This window comes from Aliiglaciecola sp. 3_MG-2023 (assembly GCF_030548205.1).
Classification (GTDB): Bacteria; Pseudomonadota; Gammaproteobacteria; order Enterobacterales; family Alteromonadaceae; genus Aliiglaciecola.
In genome coordinates, this window is record NZ_JAUORV010000011.1 from 46,968 (window position 1) to 62,628 (window position 15,661).

Sequence of the window (15,661 nt, forward strand, 5' to 3'; positions counted from 1 at the left end):
CAATATGCGCTTACCGTGTTACAGAAGGTTAGTGTCTAAAGCTAGGCATTAAAGCGGGAATACCCGGCAACATGCCAACCAAAGCCATTACGCTGGTTAATATAACAAACATGACAAGTGGAATAATCCAACGACTCATGTGAGTTAACTCAGAACTTCTTTCTTTACAGCCTATTAATCCTAGGTTATCAAGCAACATAGTCAGTGACCATCCAAACGCAGGGTTCACCAAGGTTGAAGCGAATACCACAATGGCCGCAGATTGGGTGGTTTTGCCTTCACGGGTCATTTCCATGCCTGCTTCAAGAAGTGGAATAAATACCCCTACTATTAATGCAACACATAACACCGGTTGCCAAATGGCGAGATCCATTGGGTATCCCCATACACCTGCAATAACGCAGAATAACGCGGTTAAAATAGCCCCTGCGGGTATCGGGCGCTTAGCAATGGCTGCTGGCACAATATAGGTGCCCCACGAAGAAGCGAAATTGGCACCGCCTAAAATCGAACCAAAGGTTTGTCTGGCTGATGCGCTTAACATAGTGTCATCGATGTTCATTTGCACTTTTTCGGTACGCTGTGGGTAGCTTATTTTTTGGAAAACTTGATGACCCAAGAAGTCCGGAGACCACATGGCTACAGCAAGTATCGCAAAGGGTAATACCACAACAAAACTCTCAATAGTCGGCAAACCTAACATCCAGCCAGTATTTTCTCCCCACCAATACATAGGGTTCATGTTGGGTAATCCAGGCGCGGTATGGAACTCAAAGGGGGCGCCTAATGCAAAAGCGGTAGCCCCGCCCAATACGCAACTTAGTGGTACCGCCAACCAACGTTTTTTGAAGTGTTCCAAAAATGCATAAAGTAGGATAGTGGCCAATATAACGATGAAAGCAATATGGGTTTTATCAATACCTTCAGCCCACACAAACAGCTTTTTGACTTGGGAAATTGTGCCAATAAAGCCTAAATAGAGTAAGAGGCCGCCACATACCCCTTTACTGGTAAGTCGGGCGAGCAAACTTCCGCCTTTACTGAATGCCAAAATCAATCCAAAGGCTCCAATAAGCAGTCCAAATGCCATTGGATGTCCGCCAGTGGCAACAACGATGGGAATTAACGGAATTAACGGCCCATGGGTACCCGCTAAGTTGGCAGTGGGTAGGATAAAGCCTGAAAACAAAATAATGAAAAAAGACACTATGAGTAACTCGTAGCGCACATTCTCTAAAACAAATTCATCACCAAGCCCGAGTGCACCAGCAAAGGTAGCTGCAATGGCGGCAACCATAACCACCTTACCAATGGTGGCAGCCATAGCTGGAATTGTATCTTCGAATTCAAAACGGTAATCTCTAAATGGTAAATTAGGCCGCCAGCGTTTTGGTTGCATAATTTGCAGTTCGTGCTCTAGGTATTCATCCCTAGTTTCAAATTCAGAACTCGGTTTGTGAAGCTTTTCATAGCTATCGGAAACAGCTTGACTCTCCGTCACTTGTTCAGCTCCAGATGTTACGTCATCTTGCGGCGTGGTATTCATGATTTCCCCGGCAACATAGTTGCTCTTAAAAAATAAAAAATAGCTTTATTTAAAGCAAATGAATGTTGAGGGCGTAGGATAGATCAGCTTTTTAAAAATTACGATAAGCCTAAGGTCTTACATATTTTAATTAAAATTTGTGAATGTAAATTGCGGTTAATAGAAAAATAGTGACTAATTTAAAGATACAAATCAAATGATTAGCCTGTTGGGCGGTGTAAAGGCGTGTCAAATTGAATAAATACAAGGCTATCGACTAATTTCCTTCTTACTAAAATGCATTAGCGTTCACTAATTAACGCTTAGTTGAATTCACCCTTGCAATTCAAAGCGAGGCTCAAGTATTCAAAAAAGATATAGATAACCGATGACTTATTTTTTTTATGTCTAAATTTTTTATTTAAATAAGCTGTTTCTATCCATCATAAATCCAGTTGTCATTTTTGCTAAAACATGAGGGGAGTGACAGAGTACAATCAAATTTATGTGATTTTTCACTTTTTTATGATGGTTTAAGGCTAATTTCTTTTTGCGCCGGCATTGAGTTTTAGAGTATAATTTAAGCAGACTACAGGTTTGTCGTCTGAGCCTATTTTGCTCTAATTAGTATAGGTTAAAAAACACTTTAAATAGCTCTATTGAGTAGAAAAAGTTGGTTTCACGTTCAAAGCACGATATTGATATCAGCGTAAATACGCTTTTAGGAATTGGACAGAAAACTAAAGTAGTGGTAAGTCGAGTAAAAAATTGTATGGCTAATATACCTAAGGGTATTATTCTACAAGCATGGAACAGCTCGAGTGCTCTTCAAACTGGGTCATAATCATATCCCTCCAGCGTTAAAAGAGACTAAATTAATTCAAAATGACCCTTAACGAGTCGTTATTGAGTTAATCGGTGTATCTATTTTTTTGAGCTTATTGCCACCAATGTCCTTCTTCAACAAGCTTACTGTTTTTGTATCAAATTATTAACTGAATCTGTGACGTGACTCAATTTAACGACTTTTTCTAAAGCCTCGTTAGGGCACAACTTAAATCAGGTCAAAAATGCTATCTGCACTTAGAAAATCGCTACAAAGTAAACCCTCCTACCATGATATTCAGGCTAACGTTCTTGCCGGCTTAACTGTTGGTGTTATTGCTCTTCCTCTTTCTATGGCTTTAGCCATTGCCAGCGGCGTGCCCCCGCAACACGGCCTTTATACGGCGATAGTGGCGGGGATCATCATTGCCTTAACGGGCGGATCTAAAGTGAATATCTCCGGTCCTACAGCCGCTTTTGTGGTTATTTTGCTGCCCATTGTGCAGCAGTATGGCTTAGGAGGCTTGCTGGTGAGCGGGTTTATGGCCGGTTTTATCCTAGTTTTAATGGGAGTTGGTAAATTTGGTAAGCTAATTGAAATCGTACCCTATCCAGTGATTGTTGGTTTTACATCAGGGATCAGTGTCGTTATCGCTACCTTTCAGATTGGTGACTTTTTAGGGTTAAGAATTGAGTCTCTTGATGGCCATTATTTAGATAAGTTAGGGGCTATCGTTTTAGCCTTGCCTACCCTGGCGTGGCAAGAAACCTTGATTGGCGTTGTGACCTTAGTGGTGTTATTGCTGTGGCCAAAGTTTCGTTCAAAAATTCCGGGGCACTTGGTGGCTTTGTTGATTGCCAGCTCTGCTGCATGGTTACTTAGCTTAACGGTAGATGATTTCTCTGTTGCCACTATTGGTAGTCGTTTTTCGTATGATATTAATGGTGTGGTGGGAAATGGTATTCCTCCAATTTTGCCAACCTTCGAATGGCCATGGAATTTACCTGGTGCAGATGGTGCGCCAATTGGTATCAGCTTTGAGTTAGTTCGCTTGCTGCTTCCATCGGCAATAACCATCGCAATTCTAGGTGCCCTTGAATCCTTATTATGTGCCGTGGTTGCTGACGGTATGTCGGGGAAAAAACACAACTCCAATGATGAGTTAATCGGTCAGGGAATTGGTAATATCATTTCTCCATTATTTGGTGGCTTGCCTGCTACCGCTGCCATAGCTCGCACAGCGGCAAATGTGAAAACCGGCGGAAGTCTACCCCTTTCTTCCGTGATCCACGGCTTATTCATATTACTCAGTATCTTACTGCTTACGCCTTTGTTGTCTTATATACCCATGGCTTCTATGGCCGCGTTGTTGTTAATGGTTGCTTGGAATATGAGCGAAGCTAAGTATTTCATTCGAACCATAAAAATCGCACCTCGGGACGATGTGATTGTGTTGATTTTGTGTTTCCTCCTTACAGTATTATTTGATATGACCATTGCTGTAGGCGTAGGGATTGGCTTAGCTGCCATGCTGTTTATTCGAAGAAGTATTAGTTTGACGCAAACCTCTGAGATAGAAGCTGATCATGCCGACTACGATATGCCTGACAACACGGTTGTTTACGATATAAACGGAGCGTTGTTTTTTGGATCCGCACATAAAGCACTGAAAACCATTGCGTCAGTGAGGCCTGATGTGCGGGTGGTTATTCTTGATATGTCTGAGGTTACTCTCCTTGATATGAGCGCCATCGTGGCGATGGAGTCCATCGCTAATGATCTACAGCAAAAAAATATAGGGTTAATTATTAATAGTTTGCAGCCGCGCATGATCTTAAAACTCAGACGTGCAGGCATCCGGAAAAAAGTGGGTAAAATCGCATTTTCGAGAACCTTGAATGATAGTTTTGAATTAGCCCGCAAAATGCCAATGTAATTTTAACTATTTAGCCTCTTAAGTTGCTCTTGAGGTTAAATGTAATTTACTAACATTTGCCGTTTCCCCTCTAAGTGAGCTAACAATTATCCTTAGAGGTTTTTTACTAGTGAATTGATATATCTTTCATTTCTGACATCCATGGATAGTGGTTTGGCTATTTCAGTTTTTTGTCAAAAAGGTCTATGCTATTAAAAATAGATTTATGCAAATCTGTGCATATTCATAACGTCAATTTTTGGCTCGCAATCTCAGTGTGTTGTAGGGATAGCAAACACAAAATAGAAGAGGGATTTTTATGTTGAGACGTGCTAAATCAATCATGATTTTTAGCGTAGCTCTTTGGGGCTTCGTGGGGGCTTTGCACAATGTCATTGATTGGGATGGCACATTGGCTGCTGTGGGAGCTGCAACGTCAATGATTACCATACCCGACGGTTCGCAAAGCTGGCAAGCCACCTCAAATACCTTTGTTATTTGGTTTGGTGCGTTATTAATACTGGGGGCGAAGTTGACTACCGGGGGAATGTGTACTCTTGGGTCTATCCGTATGTGGAAAGCGCAAAGTGCAAACAGTACGGCATACAATGCTGCAAAACAAATCGCATTAACCGGATGTGCGGTGGCGATAATTATGTTATTCGGCGGTTTTATTATTATTGCTGAAAGTTGGTTTGAACTATGGCGTTCAGAATCAATGTTGGCACCAGTGCTGGGATCAGCTTTTCGATACGGGGGAATGATTTCGTTAATTGCGATTTTTGTCGCATTGAAAGATTAACTTTGGTTTTTGTGAACTAAAAAAGGCGATATTAAAACTGCATATCGCCTTTTTAGAGTCAAATAACCAATCTTTGGTTGCTGTATATCTACTTAGAAGTGCATAAGCACATTGACACCATAGGTGCGAGGTGCACCTTTTAAGAAGGTATCAGGGGTTAACCCTGTTGTTGGGAAAAAGCCAACATTGTAGTCTTCATCTGCTAAGTTTCTTACCCACAACGCCACTTCCCAATCTTCAGTTTCCAATGCCACACGTGCATTTGCGACAGTGTAAGAATCTACCTCATCATTGTTGTTGATCGTTTGGTAGTGCTCACCAGTATTACTGGCATCTATTTGCGTACGTAAAGTAAAGTCATCGTTTATGGCGGTGGCATAAACCACAGCCAAGTTCCAAGATAGATCAGGCGAAAAAGGTAAATCATTACCTTCAATAGTTGCATCTTCACCTTGGAAGTTATCTATTTGTGATTCAACAAAAGCGGCTCCTGCACGAATATCTAACCCGTCAATAGGTGATAACGTTAAGGCAAATTCAGCACCTTTAATTGTCGCATCTGACACATTTGCGCGAACATTGGTGCTGGCCCCTGCGACGAATAATGTTGCCGTAGACTGATAGTCAGAAAAATCGTAATAAAATAAGTTCGCTTCAGCCGAGACTAAACCATCGTCTGAACGATATTTAGAACCTACTTCGTATGCGATTAGGGTTTCTGAATCAATTGGTAGCGCCTCTTCTGCCGTCAGTATTGTTGAACCGTCGAAGCCGCCAGCTTTATAACCAGTACTAACTGTTGCATAAAGTCGCCACTGTTGTGCCGGAGTAAAGATTCCGCTGATCTTCCAAGTTACCTCACTATCATCTAAGGATTCATTGAATAGCAGCGGGGATGAAGGAGCAATAGGTACGCCAATATACACCTCTCCTGCAGGGAAAAAAGAGGGGGCTGTGCCGTAGACTCCATAAGGGTCAAGGTTTTGGGTTTGCCCCTCGAATGTGACTTCATCTGATGAGTAACGAATGCCAGTTTCTAAGGTAAACCAATCTACCGGTGTCCAATCTGATGAGGCAAACAGGCCAAAAGAATCACGTTCTTGAATATAATCTGTTTGTACGTCGGTTTGCCACAATCCAGAGTTTAAGAACAATAAGTTGGTGCCAAAGTCGACTTCATCTTGTAAGGCGAAAGCGCCAAGTAACCAGTTAACGTTTTCTGAATAGCTTCCAGCTAGGCGAGCTTCAATCGTCAATTGTGAAAATTCATTTCTGAATAAATAATCAGCGACTGCAAATGGTAGGTTGTCAGAGGTTGTATAGTCACGGTCAAGTGACTCGTAGCCAATTAAAACGGTACCCGTCATATCCGTTGAAAACTCATGTTCAATTTGCAGGTTTGCGCCAAATTGGTCAGAGTCTAGTTTAGGTAACATATTGGAATATACCGTGAAGGGGTCATTGTCTAATGCATCGGCAAATTCAATAAGTGCAGGGTCTTGTGGGTTAAGAAAAAATGCAGCAGAGCTTGCATATTCCGCCCAATTATCCGCGCTGACATCTGGGATAGCTAATTCAGAATTATCTTCTCCCATCGTTATTTTAGTTGTTACTAATGTGCTGTCTGATACTGTCCATTCAGCGGTCACACGAGCAGAAATACGATCAGCTCCGCCCCAGTCTCCTTGAGCTGCCACACTTTCTTGAGGAGTAATGGTTCCATCTGCATAAGTGTATCCCGTTCCCGGGCCCGTACCTAAGTGCTCGTAGAAACCGTCAGATGATTCATACAGACCTGCAATACGAACTAAGAAATCTTCGGAAATGGGAATATCAACCGCCCCTTCACCGCGAAATAAACCATAGTTGCCGACATCTAAATCCACATATCCACCAAAATCTATATCAGGTCGATTGGTTAGGATATTCACCGCTCCGGCAGTCGCATTACGACCATATAAAGTACCTTGAGGTCCTTTCAATACCTCTACTCTGTCAATATCGAAATACTGGCCATTTAATAAACCATTAGTGCCTTGGTAGACACCATTTACGTGAATTGCGGCTGAAGAGGAGCCATTCGGGTTGAAGTCATCATCACCTACACCGCGAATCGTTATTCTAGGTGAAGAAGCGCCAGCATAGGTTTCACTGTAAATTACTCCTGGAGTATTTAGGGCTAACGCTTGCGCATCGGCGGTACCATTGGCTCTAAGTTGTTTGGCATCGAGTACATTAACAACCCCAGGTATGTCTTGAATTGATTCGACTTTTTTACGAGCTGTTACAGTAACAACTTCGAGGGTTTCATCTTCTATATTTTCTACTTGCGCAAGTACTTGTGAAGGCAAGGCCGCTAGCCCTGCAGTCGCTATAAAGATACTTTTTACGGCTAGGGAAATTGTCTTCTTACGAAAGTGATTAATGTGTGCTGTATGGGTAGTCATAAGTGTTCCAATATTAACGTTAAGCATAAACTGCCCCCATATTTGAGGGCGGCAGATTATAACTAATTTCCTATTAGCAGGAATGGGGCGGACCCTCATTTATGTGAAATTTAACGTAAAATTCATATTAACTTGTTGTGCGCTGTTTTTGGGGGAATCTAACCTGATTTATCTTTCACTGGTCGTAACATTAAGCGCACTTTGCGCAACCATGGTTTGTTTGCTAATCTCCGTGCGCCGGCGTTACCTTGTTGGGAATTTGTTTTTTAGTCACTGAACAAATTTTTTCGGTCTGTCGTAATAACAATTCAATATGAATTCAAAGCGTCACTAGTGGCTTGCGAATAAGCACAATTAGTCATATTTTTAGGGAGTGGGGAGTGGAAGATTCGTTCGAGTTTTTAAGCTTAGTTCTCGACTCGATTACTGAACATATTGTCGTAATTGATAGCACGGGAGACATTAAATATGTCAATCGAAGCTGGTCAAATTTTGGTAACAATAATGATTGTAGCGTAGGAGATGATTGGCACGGTGTTAATTATTTAGAGGTTTGTGATAAAGCTGCCGCCATTGGCGATGATTTTGGAGCAAACGCTGGAGAGGGAATTAGAAGCGTCATTGAGCAACGTTCTTCTGTTTTTTATCTAGAATATCCATGCCACAGCCCAAATGAAGCTCGCTGGTTTATGATGCGCATATCGCCGTTTCGCCTATCAGAATCTAATTACTTTGTTATCACCCATCAAAATATTACAGAGCGTAAATTAGCCGAAGAAAAGGTATTAAAACTTTCTCGAATTGATGAATTGACGGGAATTGCAAATCGTCGTCACTTCAATGAATTTATTGAAAGTGAGTGGGAACGTTGTCACCGCCATAACATGCCAATTTGCCTTGCTATGATAGATTTGGATCATTTCAAATTATTAAATGACAGTTATGGCCATCAGGTGGGGGATCAGTGTTTAAAAACTATTGGCGAAATACTGCAAAATTATGTCCATAGACCAAGTGATATTTGTGCCCGATACGGTGGAGAAGAGTTTGCGATAGTGTATGGCGATACTAATTTAGAGCAAGCCAAAGGGTTAGTTAATGAGTTACTCGAACACATCCGCTCCCTTAATATACGAAATGAAAACGCACCCGGTAACCCTATGCTAACAGCTAGCATTGGCTTGTATTCGACCCATCCGAGTCATGATAATAACGTCAGTGAGTTTATTCGTAGCACCGATGATTTACTCTATTTGGCGAAAAAAAATGGCAGGAATCAAATTTCTTTTTAAGGTCTTGCAAGCAATCATTGCGTCATCGGCTTAGAAAGATTGTACAAGGGCTCATTTTAACGTCAGTGTTATTTCCTATCGATGTTATAATCTAGCTACTTTTTGCCTAATTAGCCTAGCTGAATATCGAGTTTTGCTATTGAGCAAAGTGTGACGCTTTTATATTCATGTATTTAAGTGAATCCTCAATCAACAGCGTTTTTAGGGAGTCTCAATGAAAATTTTAGTCCGAAATTTAGCTCGAACAACCAGTCAAGATGAGTTGACCCGTTTATTTGCAGAGTTTGGCAAGGTGCAGTCTTGTAATTTGGTTATGGATAAAGACAGTGGTGCATCAAAAGGCTTTGGGTTTGTGGAAATGCCCAAAGCGGGCGAAGCTAAAGCCGCCATCACAAACTTAAATTACAAAATGATTGGCGGTAATAAAATACGAGTTAAAAATGCTGAAGATAAAAATATTGAAGATACTTTAGAATAATTAAGTTGAATTGAAACTTGGTATGCGAATGGGGTACTAGCATCCAAAGCTGCCAACAAAATGGGATTATTGAATGAGCAAGCCTGTTAAACAACATATTGCCAGCGTGGCATTGTTAGTAGAAAACTATGCCGAAGCAATCGAGTTTTATACGGAAAAGTTAAACTTTGTCATTACGCAAGACGTCGACACTGGCGATAGTAATCGGTTTGTTCAGATCTCCCCCAGCCATTCCGGTGATTGTCATTTGCTATTGCTCAAAGCAGAGTCTGAGCAGGATATTGCTGCAGTAGGAAATCAGGCTGGTGGTAAGGTGTTCTTAATTCTGCAGACCGATGATTTTTGGCGAGACTATAAAAAAATGCAATCAAAAGGGGTTGTTTTTAATGAGCAGCCACGGGAAGAGCCCTATGGTACTGTTGTGGTATTTCAAGATTTATACGGAAATAAACTGGATTTGATTGAATCAAAATAGAAAGTGCGTACCTAGTGTTTAACTTGATACCCACCTCCCAAGGATGAGTCACTGTGTTTTTAATGATTAAATTGTTTTTGTTGCTGGCTGCACTGAAGCTCCATGATGTTGTTGATAAGCCCACTTCACCAGCGTTATTGTATATTTTACCACTGATTATAATTGGCCTTGTTACTACCCCTTCCATTTTGCATACGCTCTTTTTTAGTTTAGTGTTAGCATTGTTATCCTTGTTGTATTTTTGGTTGTTGTCGCGTTTTGCTTCTGGCTTTAAATACTACGGGATTATGTTCACAGGTGGGCTGATACTCATGCTATTTTGAGCCTTTGATTCGACAATTTTTATAAAGTTGATATACAAAATGAAGCGCGGGATTACGGGATATCACCAAGACGATGAAAATCACTGGGTAGCTGAACTGGACTGTGGTCACAATCAACATGTTAGGCATTCTCCACCTTGGATGAATCGACCTTGGGTTGAAACAGCGTCAGGTAGAAACGCCAAAATAGGTTTTATGTTAGATTGTAAAAAGTGTGATAGAAATGAACCAAAAGACAATTAAAAATATCCTTTAATTTTTGCTTAGCTGCTGCTTAGCTGTTGCTAAAGTTTGGCTTAATCTTTGCCATTTTGTGGGAACCCAATGTCTGAAATTTTAACTATCGTTTTGCTTACTGGTCTATCTGGAAGTTGCATACTTATTGGTGGCATTTTGGCCACCTTTGATCATATTCGCCCTCTGTGGATAGAGCGAGAAGTTCGCCATTCTGTGATTGCCTTTGGTGGTGGTATTTTATTGGGCGCAGTCTCGGTAGTGTTAGTGCCTGAGGGGATTTCCAATATGGGACATTCGCTGTTTTCTATTCCAATTTTGTTACTCGGTGGGTTTGTTTTCTTCTTTGTCGAGCGGCGATTGGGGTTAAAAAAACACGATTCACCGCAACTTATGGGCATGATGTTGGATTACATTCCCGAAGCTATTGCGTTAGGCGGCTTAGTCGCACTCGGCTCTCCCGTAGCACCATTGTTAGCAGTGTTTATTGGTTTACAAAACCTCCCTGAAGGCTTTAACAGTTATCGGGAAATTAATAGCAGAAATGGCAATCATTCGCGTAAAACCCTGTTTACCATGGCGGGATTAATTCCCTTAGGCCCAATTGCTGGAATTTTTGGTTATATCTTTTTGTCAGATTATGAGGCGGTGCTAGGTGCAATCATGTTGTTTGCATCAGGAGGTATTCTGTACATCATATTTCAAGACATTGCACCGCAATCCCGTTTAGACAAACATTGGGCACCGCCTTTGGGTGCGGTCTTTGGCTTTTGTTTAGCACTGTTTAGTGACATGCTAGTGAGTGCGGGTTAGTTAAGATTAACACTCACGTGAATCAATTATTTAGATACAAAGAAGTCGTCTATGAAAACTAAAAAGTTAGTCTTATGTGTATTGTTATTCGTTTTAAGCGCATGCCAGACTACCTCGCCTAGCAAAATCAAAAATTATGATACCCAGGGTAATTTACAATCAAACTATGCATTGGGATGTGTCGGTATTGATGACGTGAGTCCGTCCCACTCGCCAGCGGATTTATTTTCAGGTTTAACTCAATGCATTGAACAAAAAGAATATGAAAAGGCGTCAGATTTATACTTAGTGGCCATGAGCTATGGTTATTTTGATACCCGCAGGGTTGCGGATCGTTCGGCACATCAAGCCGTTATGATGTTGAGAATGGAAGCATTCGCAAATCAAGAACAACAAACGCTCAATCATCTGTTAGCGGAAATTACCCAGAAAACCACAGACAATAAAGGTGTTTGTGACTACATAAAAGATATTGGCATGCCAACGTACTATCCCAGCTATATGATTCAACATGGTATTGGCGCGTTTACAGAGCAGCCACACAGTAATGGTCTTATTGATGATTTTGATGCCGAAACAGCATGGCAAAAGGCCCTGTCAGTTGTGGTTAATTGCTCCAGTTAAACAACTATTCGCACTAACTCTGTAGCGGTGTTTTTTAATTTGGTGGTGGGCGCTCAGCATGTTGCTAAATTTTAGATAAATAACTGTTAGCAAAAAAGCCAATTAAACGTATACTCGCCGCCCTGCCGAGTATTGCACAAGATTTAGGCGTTAATTGGCGTCTTGTCTATTTTGTACCTCCAGGCAATTATCAAGTTTTCTTTCGCTTCAATTTAATTCGGCTTTTATAAGGTAACAGACTTGAACGCCATCCAACCTTTGGTTCAGAACAGTGATGACAGTGGTTTTGACGAAACTTTGTTTTCGGCTATTGCTGATGATTTATATCAGCAAGGCTATAGCATTAAACCGGTTTCGTTACCCAGCAGTCTTTGTATTGCTATGAGTCAATATCAGCTGAGAATAGACGAGCAACGCTTTAAGGCGGCTGGTATTGGACGTGGTAATGATTATCTGCAAAATGAATTTGTAAGAACCGATGAAATTTGTTGGATCACTGGAAAATCAGCAGAGGAAGTTGAGTGGCTAAGCTGGACAGCCCAGCTGCAACGATACTTAAACAGTCGCTTGTTTCTTGGCTTATTTTCCTTCGAAAGTCACTTTGCCCACTATGCCCCCGGGATGTATTACAAACGTCATTATGATGCGTTTAAAGGCGAAGCTCAGCGTGTGCTATCCATAGTCACATATCTTAATTCTGGTTGGGCAATTGATGACGGAGGTGAGCTAGTCTTGTTTACCGACGACAACGATATTGAGGGGATTAAAGTTGTGCCTTTAATGGGCACCATAGTTGTGTTTTTGAGTGAAGATTTCCCCCATGAAGTGCTACCAGCACAACGAGATCGCTATTCAATTGCAGGATGGTACCGAGTGAATACATCAGTAACCGAGCGAGTGGATCCTCCTTTATAAGCTTGTTGTTTAATCTAAACTTTGCTGTGCAGAGCATGCTGAAAGCAATAATAACTAATTAAATTCATTTCCTTTGATTTCAATCAAATTTTCAGTTTGAAAATTTACCTGTCAGGCGCAATGTGTTTCTTACAGCGAGTATACTTTTACAATGCAGTCAGTGAAACGAGACAGCATTTAAATTTTATCTGGACATAAGGAATTACTACTATGAAAGTTAAAAGACATGGCTTATCTATTGGTATTGAACGAGTGGAACAGAATTTTTTCCTATCCATGCAAATTGTTGGAAAATTAACTCACGAAGACTACGAAATTATCACACCGCTAATCGATTCTGCGTTAACCCAGGTGAAAGAGCCCAAAGTCAATGCGTTCATCGATGCTACAGAGCTTGAAGGTTGGGAGCTAAGGGCAGCCTGGGATGATTTTAAAATTGGTTTGAAGTACAACAATGAATTTAACAAAATAGCGATTTATGGCAATAAAAAATGGCAACATTATGTGGCTAAGATTGGTTCTTGGTTTATTTCGGGTGAAGTGAAGTTCTTTGATGATCCTGAAGCTGCTATGGAATGGTTAGCGTCTTAACTTGGTCCTGTACTTAGGTTTTTCGGTCCGATTACTGGGTTTTTTATACAATTTGCGAAAATATTTGTATATTAACGAAGAAATAGCGAAAACTTAGGATCACTATGCTGTTTACCCAAGGGCCATTGGTTTTAGAGCTAATTAATAGTTACCCGCCAAAACCGCGCAAAGCCTTGTTAGCTTTGCGTGAATTGATTTTGCATGTGGCAATTAATAGCCCTGAGGTCAAAAAACTTGAAGAGACGTTAAAGTGGGGCGAACCGAGCTATATCTGTAAAACTGGCAGCACCTTGCGTATGGATTGGAAGCCAACGGAGCCAGATTATATTTTTATGTACCTTCACTGCCAAACTAAATTAATAGAAACCTTCAAAGAACTTTACTCTAGCCATTTAAATTTTATTGGCAACCGAGCTATCTCCTTGCCTTTAAACCAGCCACTCCCAGAAAAGGCGTTATCCCACTGCATTGAACTGGCCCTTAAATACCACAACATTAAACATTTGCCTTTATTGGGGTGTTAAAAACAGAGTCTGTGCATGTTAGTATTTGTGCCAGAATAGATCGTTGAACGGGCTCTAATAAAGGTGAAAAAAGCCAGAAAAAACCTATTCCTGATTGAATCTCTTTGCGGATTTTTTACAGTGATTGCCATTTGGGTTGCTGTAATTGATTCTGGATTTATTATGGGAATGAAGATGATTAATCGTGGCTTTCATTTAGGCTACTTAATCGTGTTTGGGGTTATTTTGAGTTCAGTTGGGGTGTGGGGTATGTTGCAACTGCAATTAAAATTGCTGTTCCCCGATGCCTATGAAGACAGTATTTCATTTTATCGTTTCCACTTGTTCTGCGGGGCCTTGGGTTGTGTGCTCTGTACTTTATTTTTCATTGACTATGATCCTCTTTTTGCTTTTTTTAGCCCTTTACCCTTATTGATTTCTACTTATTTGTACCGCAAAAAACTGCGCTTTGAGCAGCTCGCATGTTGCTAAATTTGTCTCTTGTACAGCTGGCTAGGTTTACCCTAGGTTTAGCTTGGATTTACCACGGCTTAATTCCTAAACTATTGCATGTGGATCCATTGGAACGAATTATCACCGAAAGTCTTGGCCTTAACTCCCAATACAGTTTAGTTTTTACGCAAAGTGCAGGTGTGGCTGAAATCTTGTTGGGTATCGCTTTAATTTTGTTTTACAAAAACCCCTTACTCATTTATTTTAGCGCTCTTAACTTAGCTGCTTTGCTGGTTTTCACGATAATTTTTATTCCACAAGTAGCTTTGTCGGCATTTAATCCAGTGACTACCAACATTCCTTTATTGGTTTTGAGTGTTGTATTGCTGCAGAATACTCAGCAAAAGCCAACTATCACTCAATCAAAACAGGAACGAGAGTAGTTTTATGGGCATTAAAGTAGTACGGGGCGATATATGATAAAACGACTAGCAACCCTATTGGGTTCGCTATTTCTGTTGCTGGTGGCAATCTATGTTGTGTTATTCATTTTGTTTCAACAACCGGATAAAACCGTAGCAGAACTTGCTCCTACCTGGGCGCCGGCCCCTTCGCAATTTATTGATATAGGTGGAATGCAAATTCATCTGCGTGATGAAGGACCAAAAAACGATCCCCTACCCATTGTTTTACTCCATGGTACCAGTTCATCTTTGCATACCTGGGAAGGCTGGACACAAGCATTAGCGTCTCAACGAAGAGTGATTCGCTTTGATTTACCTGGGTTTGGTTTAACCGGCCCACATGCGCAAAATGATTATTCAATTGAGCAATACAGTCAGACGGTTATCGATATTATGGACAGCCTCGGCATAGAACGATTTGTATTGGCTGGAAACTCATTGGGGGGCTATATTTCATGGGCAACGGCGGTGTTTTATCCGCAACGAGTGGAAAAGCTGATTTTAGTGGATGCCAGTGGGTATCCGTACCAATCTGCTTCTGTGCCTTTAGCTTTCACTATTTCTCAGCAACCATTACTTAAATTATTAGTCGGTGATATGTTACCCCGTAGTTTAGTGGTGAAAAGTGTGAAAAACGTTTACGGTGATCCTAGTAAGGTCACCCCTGAGTTGGTTGAGCGCTATTATCAATTAACCACTCGTGAGGGCAACCGGCAGGCGTTGGCAGCACGCTTTGCACAAACTCAGCCTAGTGAGTTAATCAATCGAATTTCTGAAATTAAGCAGCCTACATTAATTATGTGGGGGCAAGAAGATCGCCTTATTCCTGTCGACTTAGGGCGCCGTTTTCAAGAAGAAATAGAAAACAGTGAGCTGGTTATTTTCGCTACTCTGGGTCATGTTCCCCACGAAGAAGATCCTGAATCCACTGTGAAAAGTGTGATTGATTTTCTGCAACCTTAAAACGATTACAGAGAGTAA

The 15,661-nt window shown here is 41.1% G+C and carries 17 protein-coding genes; 15 read left to right on the forward strand and 2 right to left on the reverse strand.

Going from position 1 to position 15,661, the window contains the following annotated elements:
• Positions 1 to 28: 28 nt before the first annotated feature.
• Positions 29 to 1,546, reverse strand: a complete 1,518-nt coding sequence (locus Q4574_RS13405) for a DUF3360 family protein (protein WP_303474648.1) — start codon at positions 1,544 to 1,546, stop codon at positions 29 to 31.
• A 1,049-nt stretch (positions 1,547 to 2,595) separates the two neighbouring features.
• Between Q4574_RS13405 and dauA the strand changes: the two genes are divergently transcribed.
• Both dauA and Q4574_RS13415 read left to right on the forward strand, forming a co-directional pair.
• The gene (gene dauA, locus Q4574_RS13410; protein WP_303474649.1) at positions 2,596 to 4,287 is read left to right on the forward strand and encodes a C4-dicarboxylic acid transporter DauA; all 1,692 of its coding nucleotides are present in this window, start codon (positions 2,596 to 2,598) and stop codon (positions 4,285 to 4,287) included.
• A gap of 298 nt (positions 4,288 to 4,585) precedes the next feature.
• On the forward strand, positions 4,586 to 5,068 hold the full coding sequence (locus Q4574_RS13415) for a DUF2165 family protein (protein ID WP_303474650.1): 483 nt from the start codon (positions 4,586 to 4,588) through the stop codon (positions 5,066 to 5,068).
• Positions 5,069 to 5,160: 92 nt separating this feature from the next.
• Here Q4574_RS13415 and Q4574_RS13420 read toward each other — a convergent pair whose 3' ends face one another.
• On the reverse strand, positions 5,161 to 7,515 hold the full coding sequence (locus tag Q4574_RS13420) for a TonB-dependent receptor (protein WP_303474651.1): 2,355 nt from the start codon (positions 7,513 to 7,515) through the stop codon (positions 5,161 to 5,163).
• Between the two features lie 380 nt (positions 7,516 to 7,895).
• Here Q4574_RS13420 and Q4574_RS13425 point away from each other — a divergent pair, with 380 nt between their 5' ends.
• The 13 genes from Q4574_RS13425 (at position 7,896) to Q4574_RS13485 (ending at position 15,643) form a co-directional block, all read left to right on the forward strand.
• Positions 7,896 to 8,807, forward strand: coding sequence for a sensor domain-containing diguanylate cyclase (locus Q4574_RS13425; protein WP_303474652.1), 912 nt, complete (start codon positions 7,896 to 7,898; stop codon positions 8,805 to 8,807).
• Positions 8,808 to 9,021: 214 nt separating this feature from the next.
• Complete coding sequence (locus Q4574_RS13430; RefSeq protein WP_303474653.1) at positions 9,022 to 9,285, forward strand: RNA-binding protein; 264 nt, start codon at positions 9,022 to 9,024, stop codon at positions 9,283 to 9,285.
• A 73-nt stretch (positions 9,286 to 9,358) separates the two neighbouring features.
• Positions 9,359 to 9,760 (forward strand): VOC family protein, encoded by a 402-nt coding sequence (locus Q4574_RS13435; protein WP_303474654.1) that lies wholly within the window; start codon positions 9,359 to 9,361, stop codon positions 9,758 to 9,760.
• A 53-nt stretch (positions 9,761 to 9,813) separates the two neighbouring features.
• Positions 9,814 to 10,083, forward strand: a complete 270-nt coding sequence (locus Q4574_RS13440; protein ID WP_303474655.1) for a hypothetical protein — start codon at positions 9,814 to 9,816, stop codon at positions 10,081 to 10,083.
• A gap of 39 nt (positions 10,084 to 10,122) precedes the next feature.
• Positions 10,123 to 10,326 carry a DUF3565 domain-containing protein gene (locus tag Q4574_RS13445; RefSeq protein ID WP_303474656.1) on the forward strand — a complete coding sequence of 68 codons (204 nt, stop codon included), beginning with the start codon at positions 10,123 to 10,125 and terminating at the stop codon, positions 10,324 to 10,326.
• Between the two features lie 81 nt (positions 10,327 to 10,407).
• The gene (locus Q4574_RS13450; RefSeq protein WP_303474657.1) at positions 10,408 to 11,130 is read left to right on the forward strand and encodes a ZIP family metal transporter; all 723 of its coding nucleotides are present in this window, start codon (positions 10,408 to 10,410) and stop codon (positions 11,128 to 11,130) included.
• Positions 11,131 to 11,181: 51 nt separating this feature from the next.
• Positions 11,182 to 11,754: a hypothetical protein gene (locus tag Q4574_RS13455; protein WP_303474658.1), complete on the forward strand. Its 573-nt coding sequence runs from the start codon at positions 11,182 to 11,184 to the stop codon at positions 11,752 to 11,754.
• 240 nt (positions 11,755 to 11,994) lie between these two features.
• Entirely contained in the window at positions 11,995 to 12,669 is a 675-nt protein-coding gene (locus Q4574_RS13460; RefSeq protein WP_303474659.1) for a 2OG-Fe(II) oxygenase, read from the forward strand.
• Between the two features lie 210 nt (positions 12,670 to 12,879).
• Complete coding sequence (locus Q4574_RS13465; protein ID WP_303474660.1) at positions 12,880 to 13,260, forward strand: STAS/SEC14 domain-containing protein; 381 nt, start codon at positions 12,880 to 12,882, stop codon at positions 13,258 to 13,260.
• Positions 13,261 to 13,364: 104 nt separating this feature from the next.
• Entirely contained in the window at positions 13,365 to 13,784 is a 420-nt protein-coding gene (locus Q4574_RS13470) for a DUF1801 domain-containing protein (protein ID WP_303474661.1), read from the forward strand.
• Positions 13,785 to 13,904: 120 nt separating this feature from the next.
• Positions 13,905 to 14,255, forward strand: a complete 351-nt coding sequence (locus tag Q4574_RS13475; protein WP_303474662.1) for a hypothetical protein — start codon at positions 13,905 to 13,907, stop codon at positions 14,253 to 14,255.
• Positions 14,246 to 14,659, forward strand: coding sequence for a DoxX-like family protein (locus Q4574_RS13480; RefSeq protein WP_303474663.1), 414 nt, complete (start codon positions 14,246 to 14,248; stop codon positions 14,657 to 14,659). The genes Q4574_RS13475 and Q4574_RS13480 overlap by 10 nt, the downstream gene beginning before the upstream one ends.
• A 33-nt stretch (positions 14,660 to 14,692) precedes the next feature.
• A complete protein-coding gene (locus Q4574_RS13485) occupies positions 14,693 to 15,643 on the forward strand; it encodes an alpha/beta fold hydrolase (protein WP_303474664.1) in 951 nt (316 codons plus the stop codon).
• The last annotated feature ends 18 nt before the right edge of the window (positions 15,644 to 15,661 follow it).

Excerpts from the sequence above, each read along its gene's own strand:
- Q4574_RS13415 (WP_303474650.1), top strand. The coding sequence starts at position 4,586 with ATGTTGAGACGTGCTAAATCAATCATGATTTTTAGCGTAGCTCTTTGG.
- Q4574_RS13405 (WP_303474648.1), bottom strand. The coding sequence starts at position 1,546 with ATGAATACCACGCCGCAAGATGACGTAACATCTGGAGCTGAACAAGTG.
- Q4574_RS13470 (WP_303474661.1), top strand. The coding sequence starts at position 13,365 with ATGCTGTTTACCCAAGGGCCATTGGTTTTAGAGCTAATTAATAGTTAC.
- Q4574_RS13430 (WP_303474653.1), top strand. The coding sequence starts at position 9,022 with ATGAAAATTTTAGTCCGAAATTTAGCTCGAACAACCAGTCAAGATGAG.
- Q4574_RS13465 (WP_303474660.1), top strand. The coding sequence starts at position 12,880 with ATGAAAGTTAAAAGACATGGCTTATCTATTGGTATTGAACGAGTGGAA.
- Q4574_RS13485 (WP_303474664.1), top strand. The coding sequence starts at position 14,693 with ATGATAAAACGACTAGCAACCCTATTGGGTTCGCTATTTCTGTTGCTG.
- Q4574_RS13455 (WP_303474658.1), top strand. The coding sequence starts at position 11,182 with ATGAAAACTAAAAAGTTAGTCTTATGTGTATTGTTATTCGTTTTAAGC.
- Q4574_RS13480 (WP_303474663.1), top strand. The coding sequence starts at position 14,246 with ATGTTGCTAAATTTGTCTCTTGTACAGCTGGCTAGGTTTACCCTAGGT.
- Q4574_RS13435 (WP_303474654.1), top strand. The coding sequence starts at position 9,359 with ATGAGCAAGCCTGTTAAACAACATATTGCCAGCGTGGCATTGTTAGTA.
- Q4574_RS13420 (WP_303474651.1), bottom strand. The coding sequence starts at position 7,515 with ATGACTACCCATACAGCACACATTAATCACTTTCGTAAGAAGACAATT.
- Q4574_RS13445 (WP_303474656.1), top strand. The coding sequence starts at position 10,123 with ATGAAGCGCGGGATTACGGGATATCACCAAGACGATGAAAATCACTGG.
- Q4574_RS13450 (WP_303474657.1), top strand. The coding sequence starts at position 10,408 with ATGTCTGAAATTTTAACTATCGTTTTGCTTACTGGTCTATCTGGAAGT.
- dauA (WP_303474649.1), top strand. The coding sequence starts at position 2,596 with ATGCTATCTGCACTTAGAAAATCGCTACAAAGTAAACCCTCCTACCAT.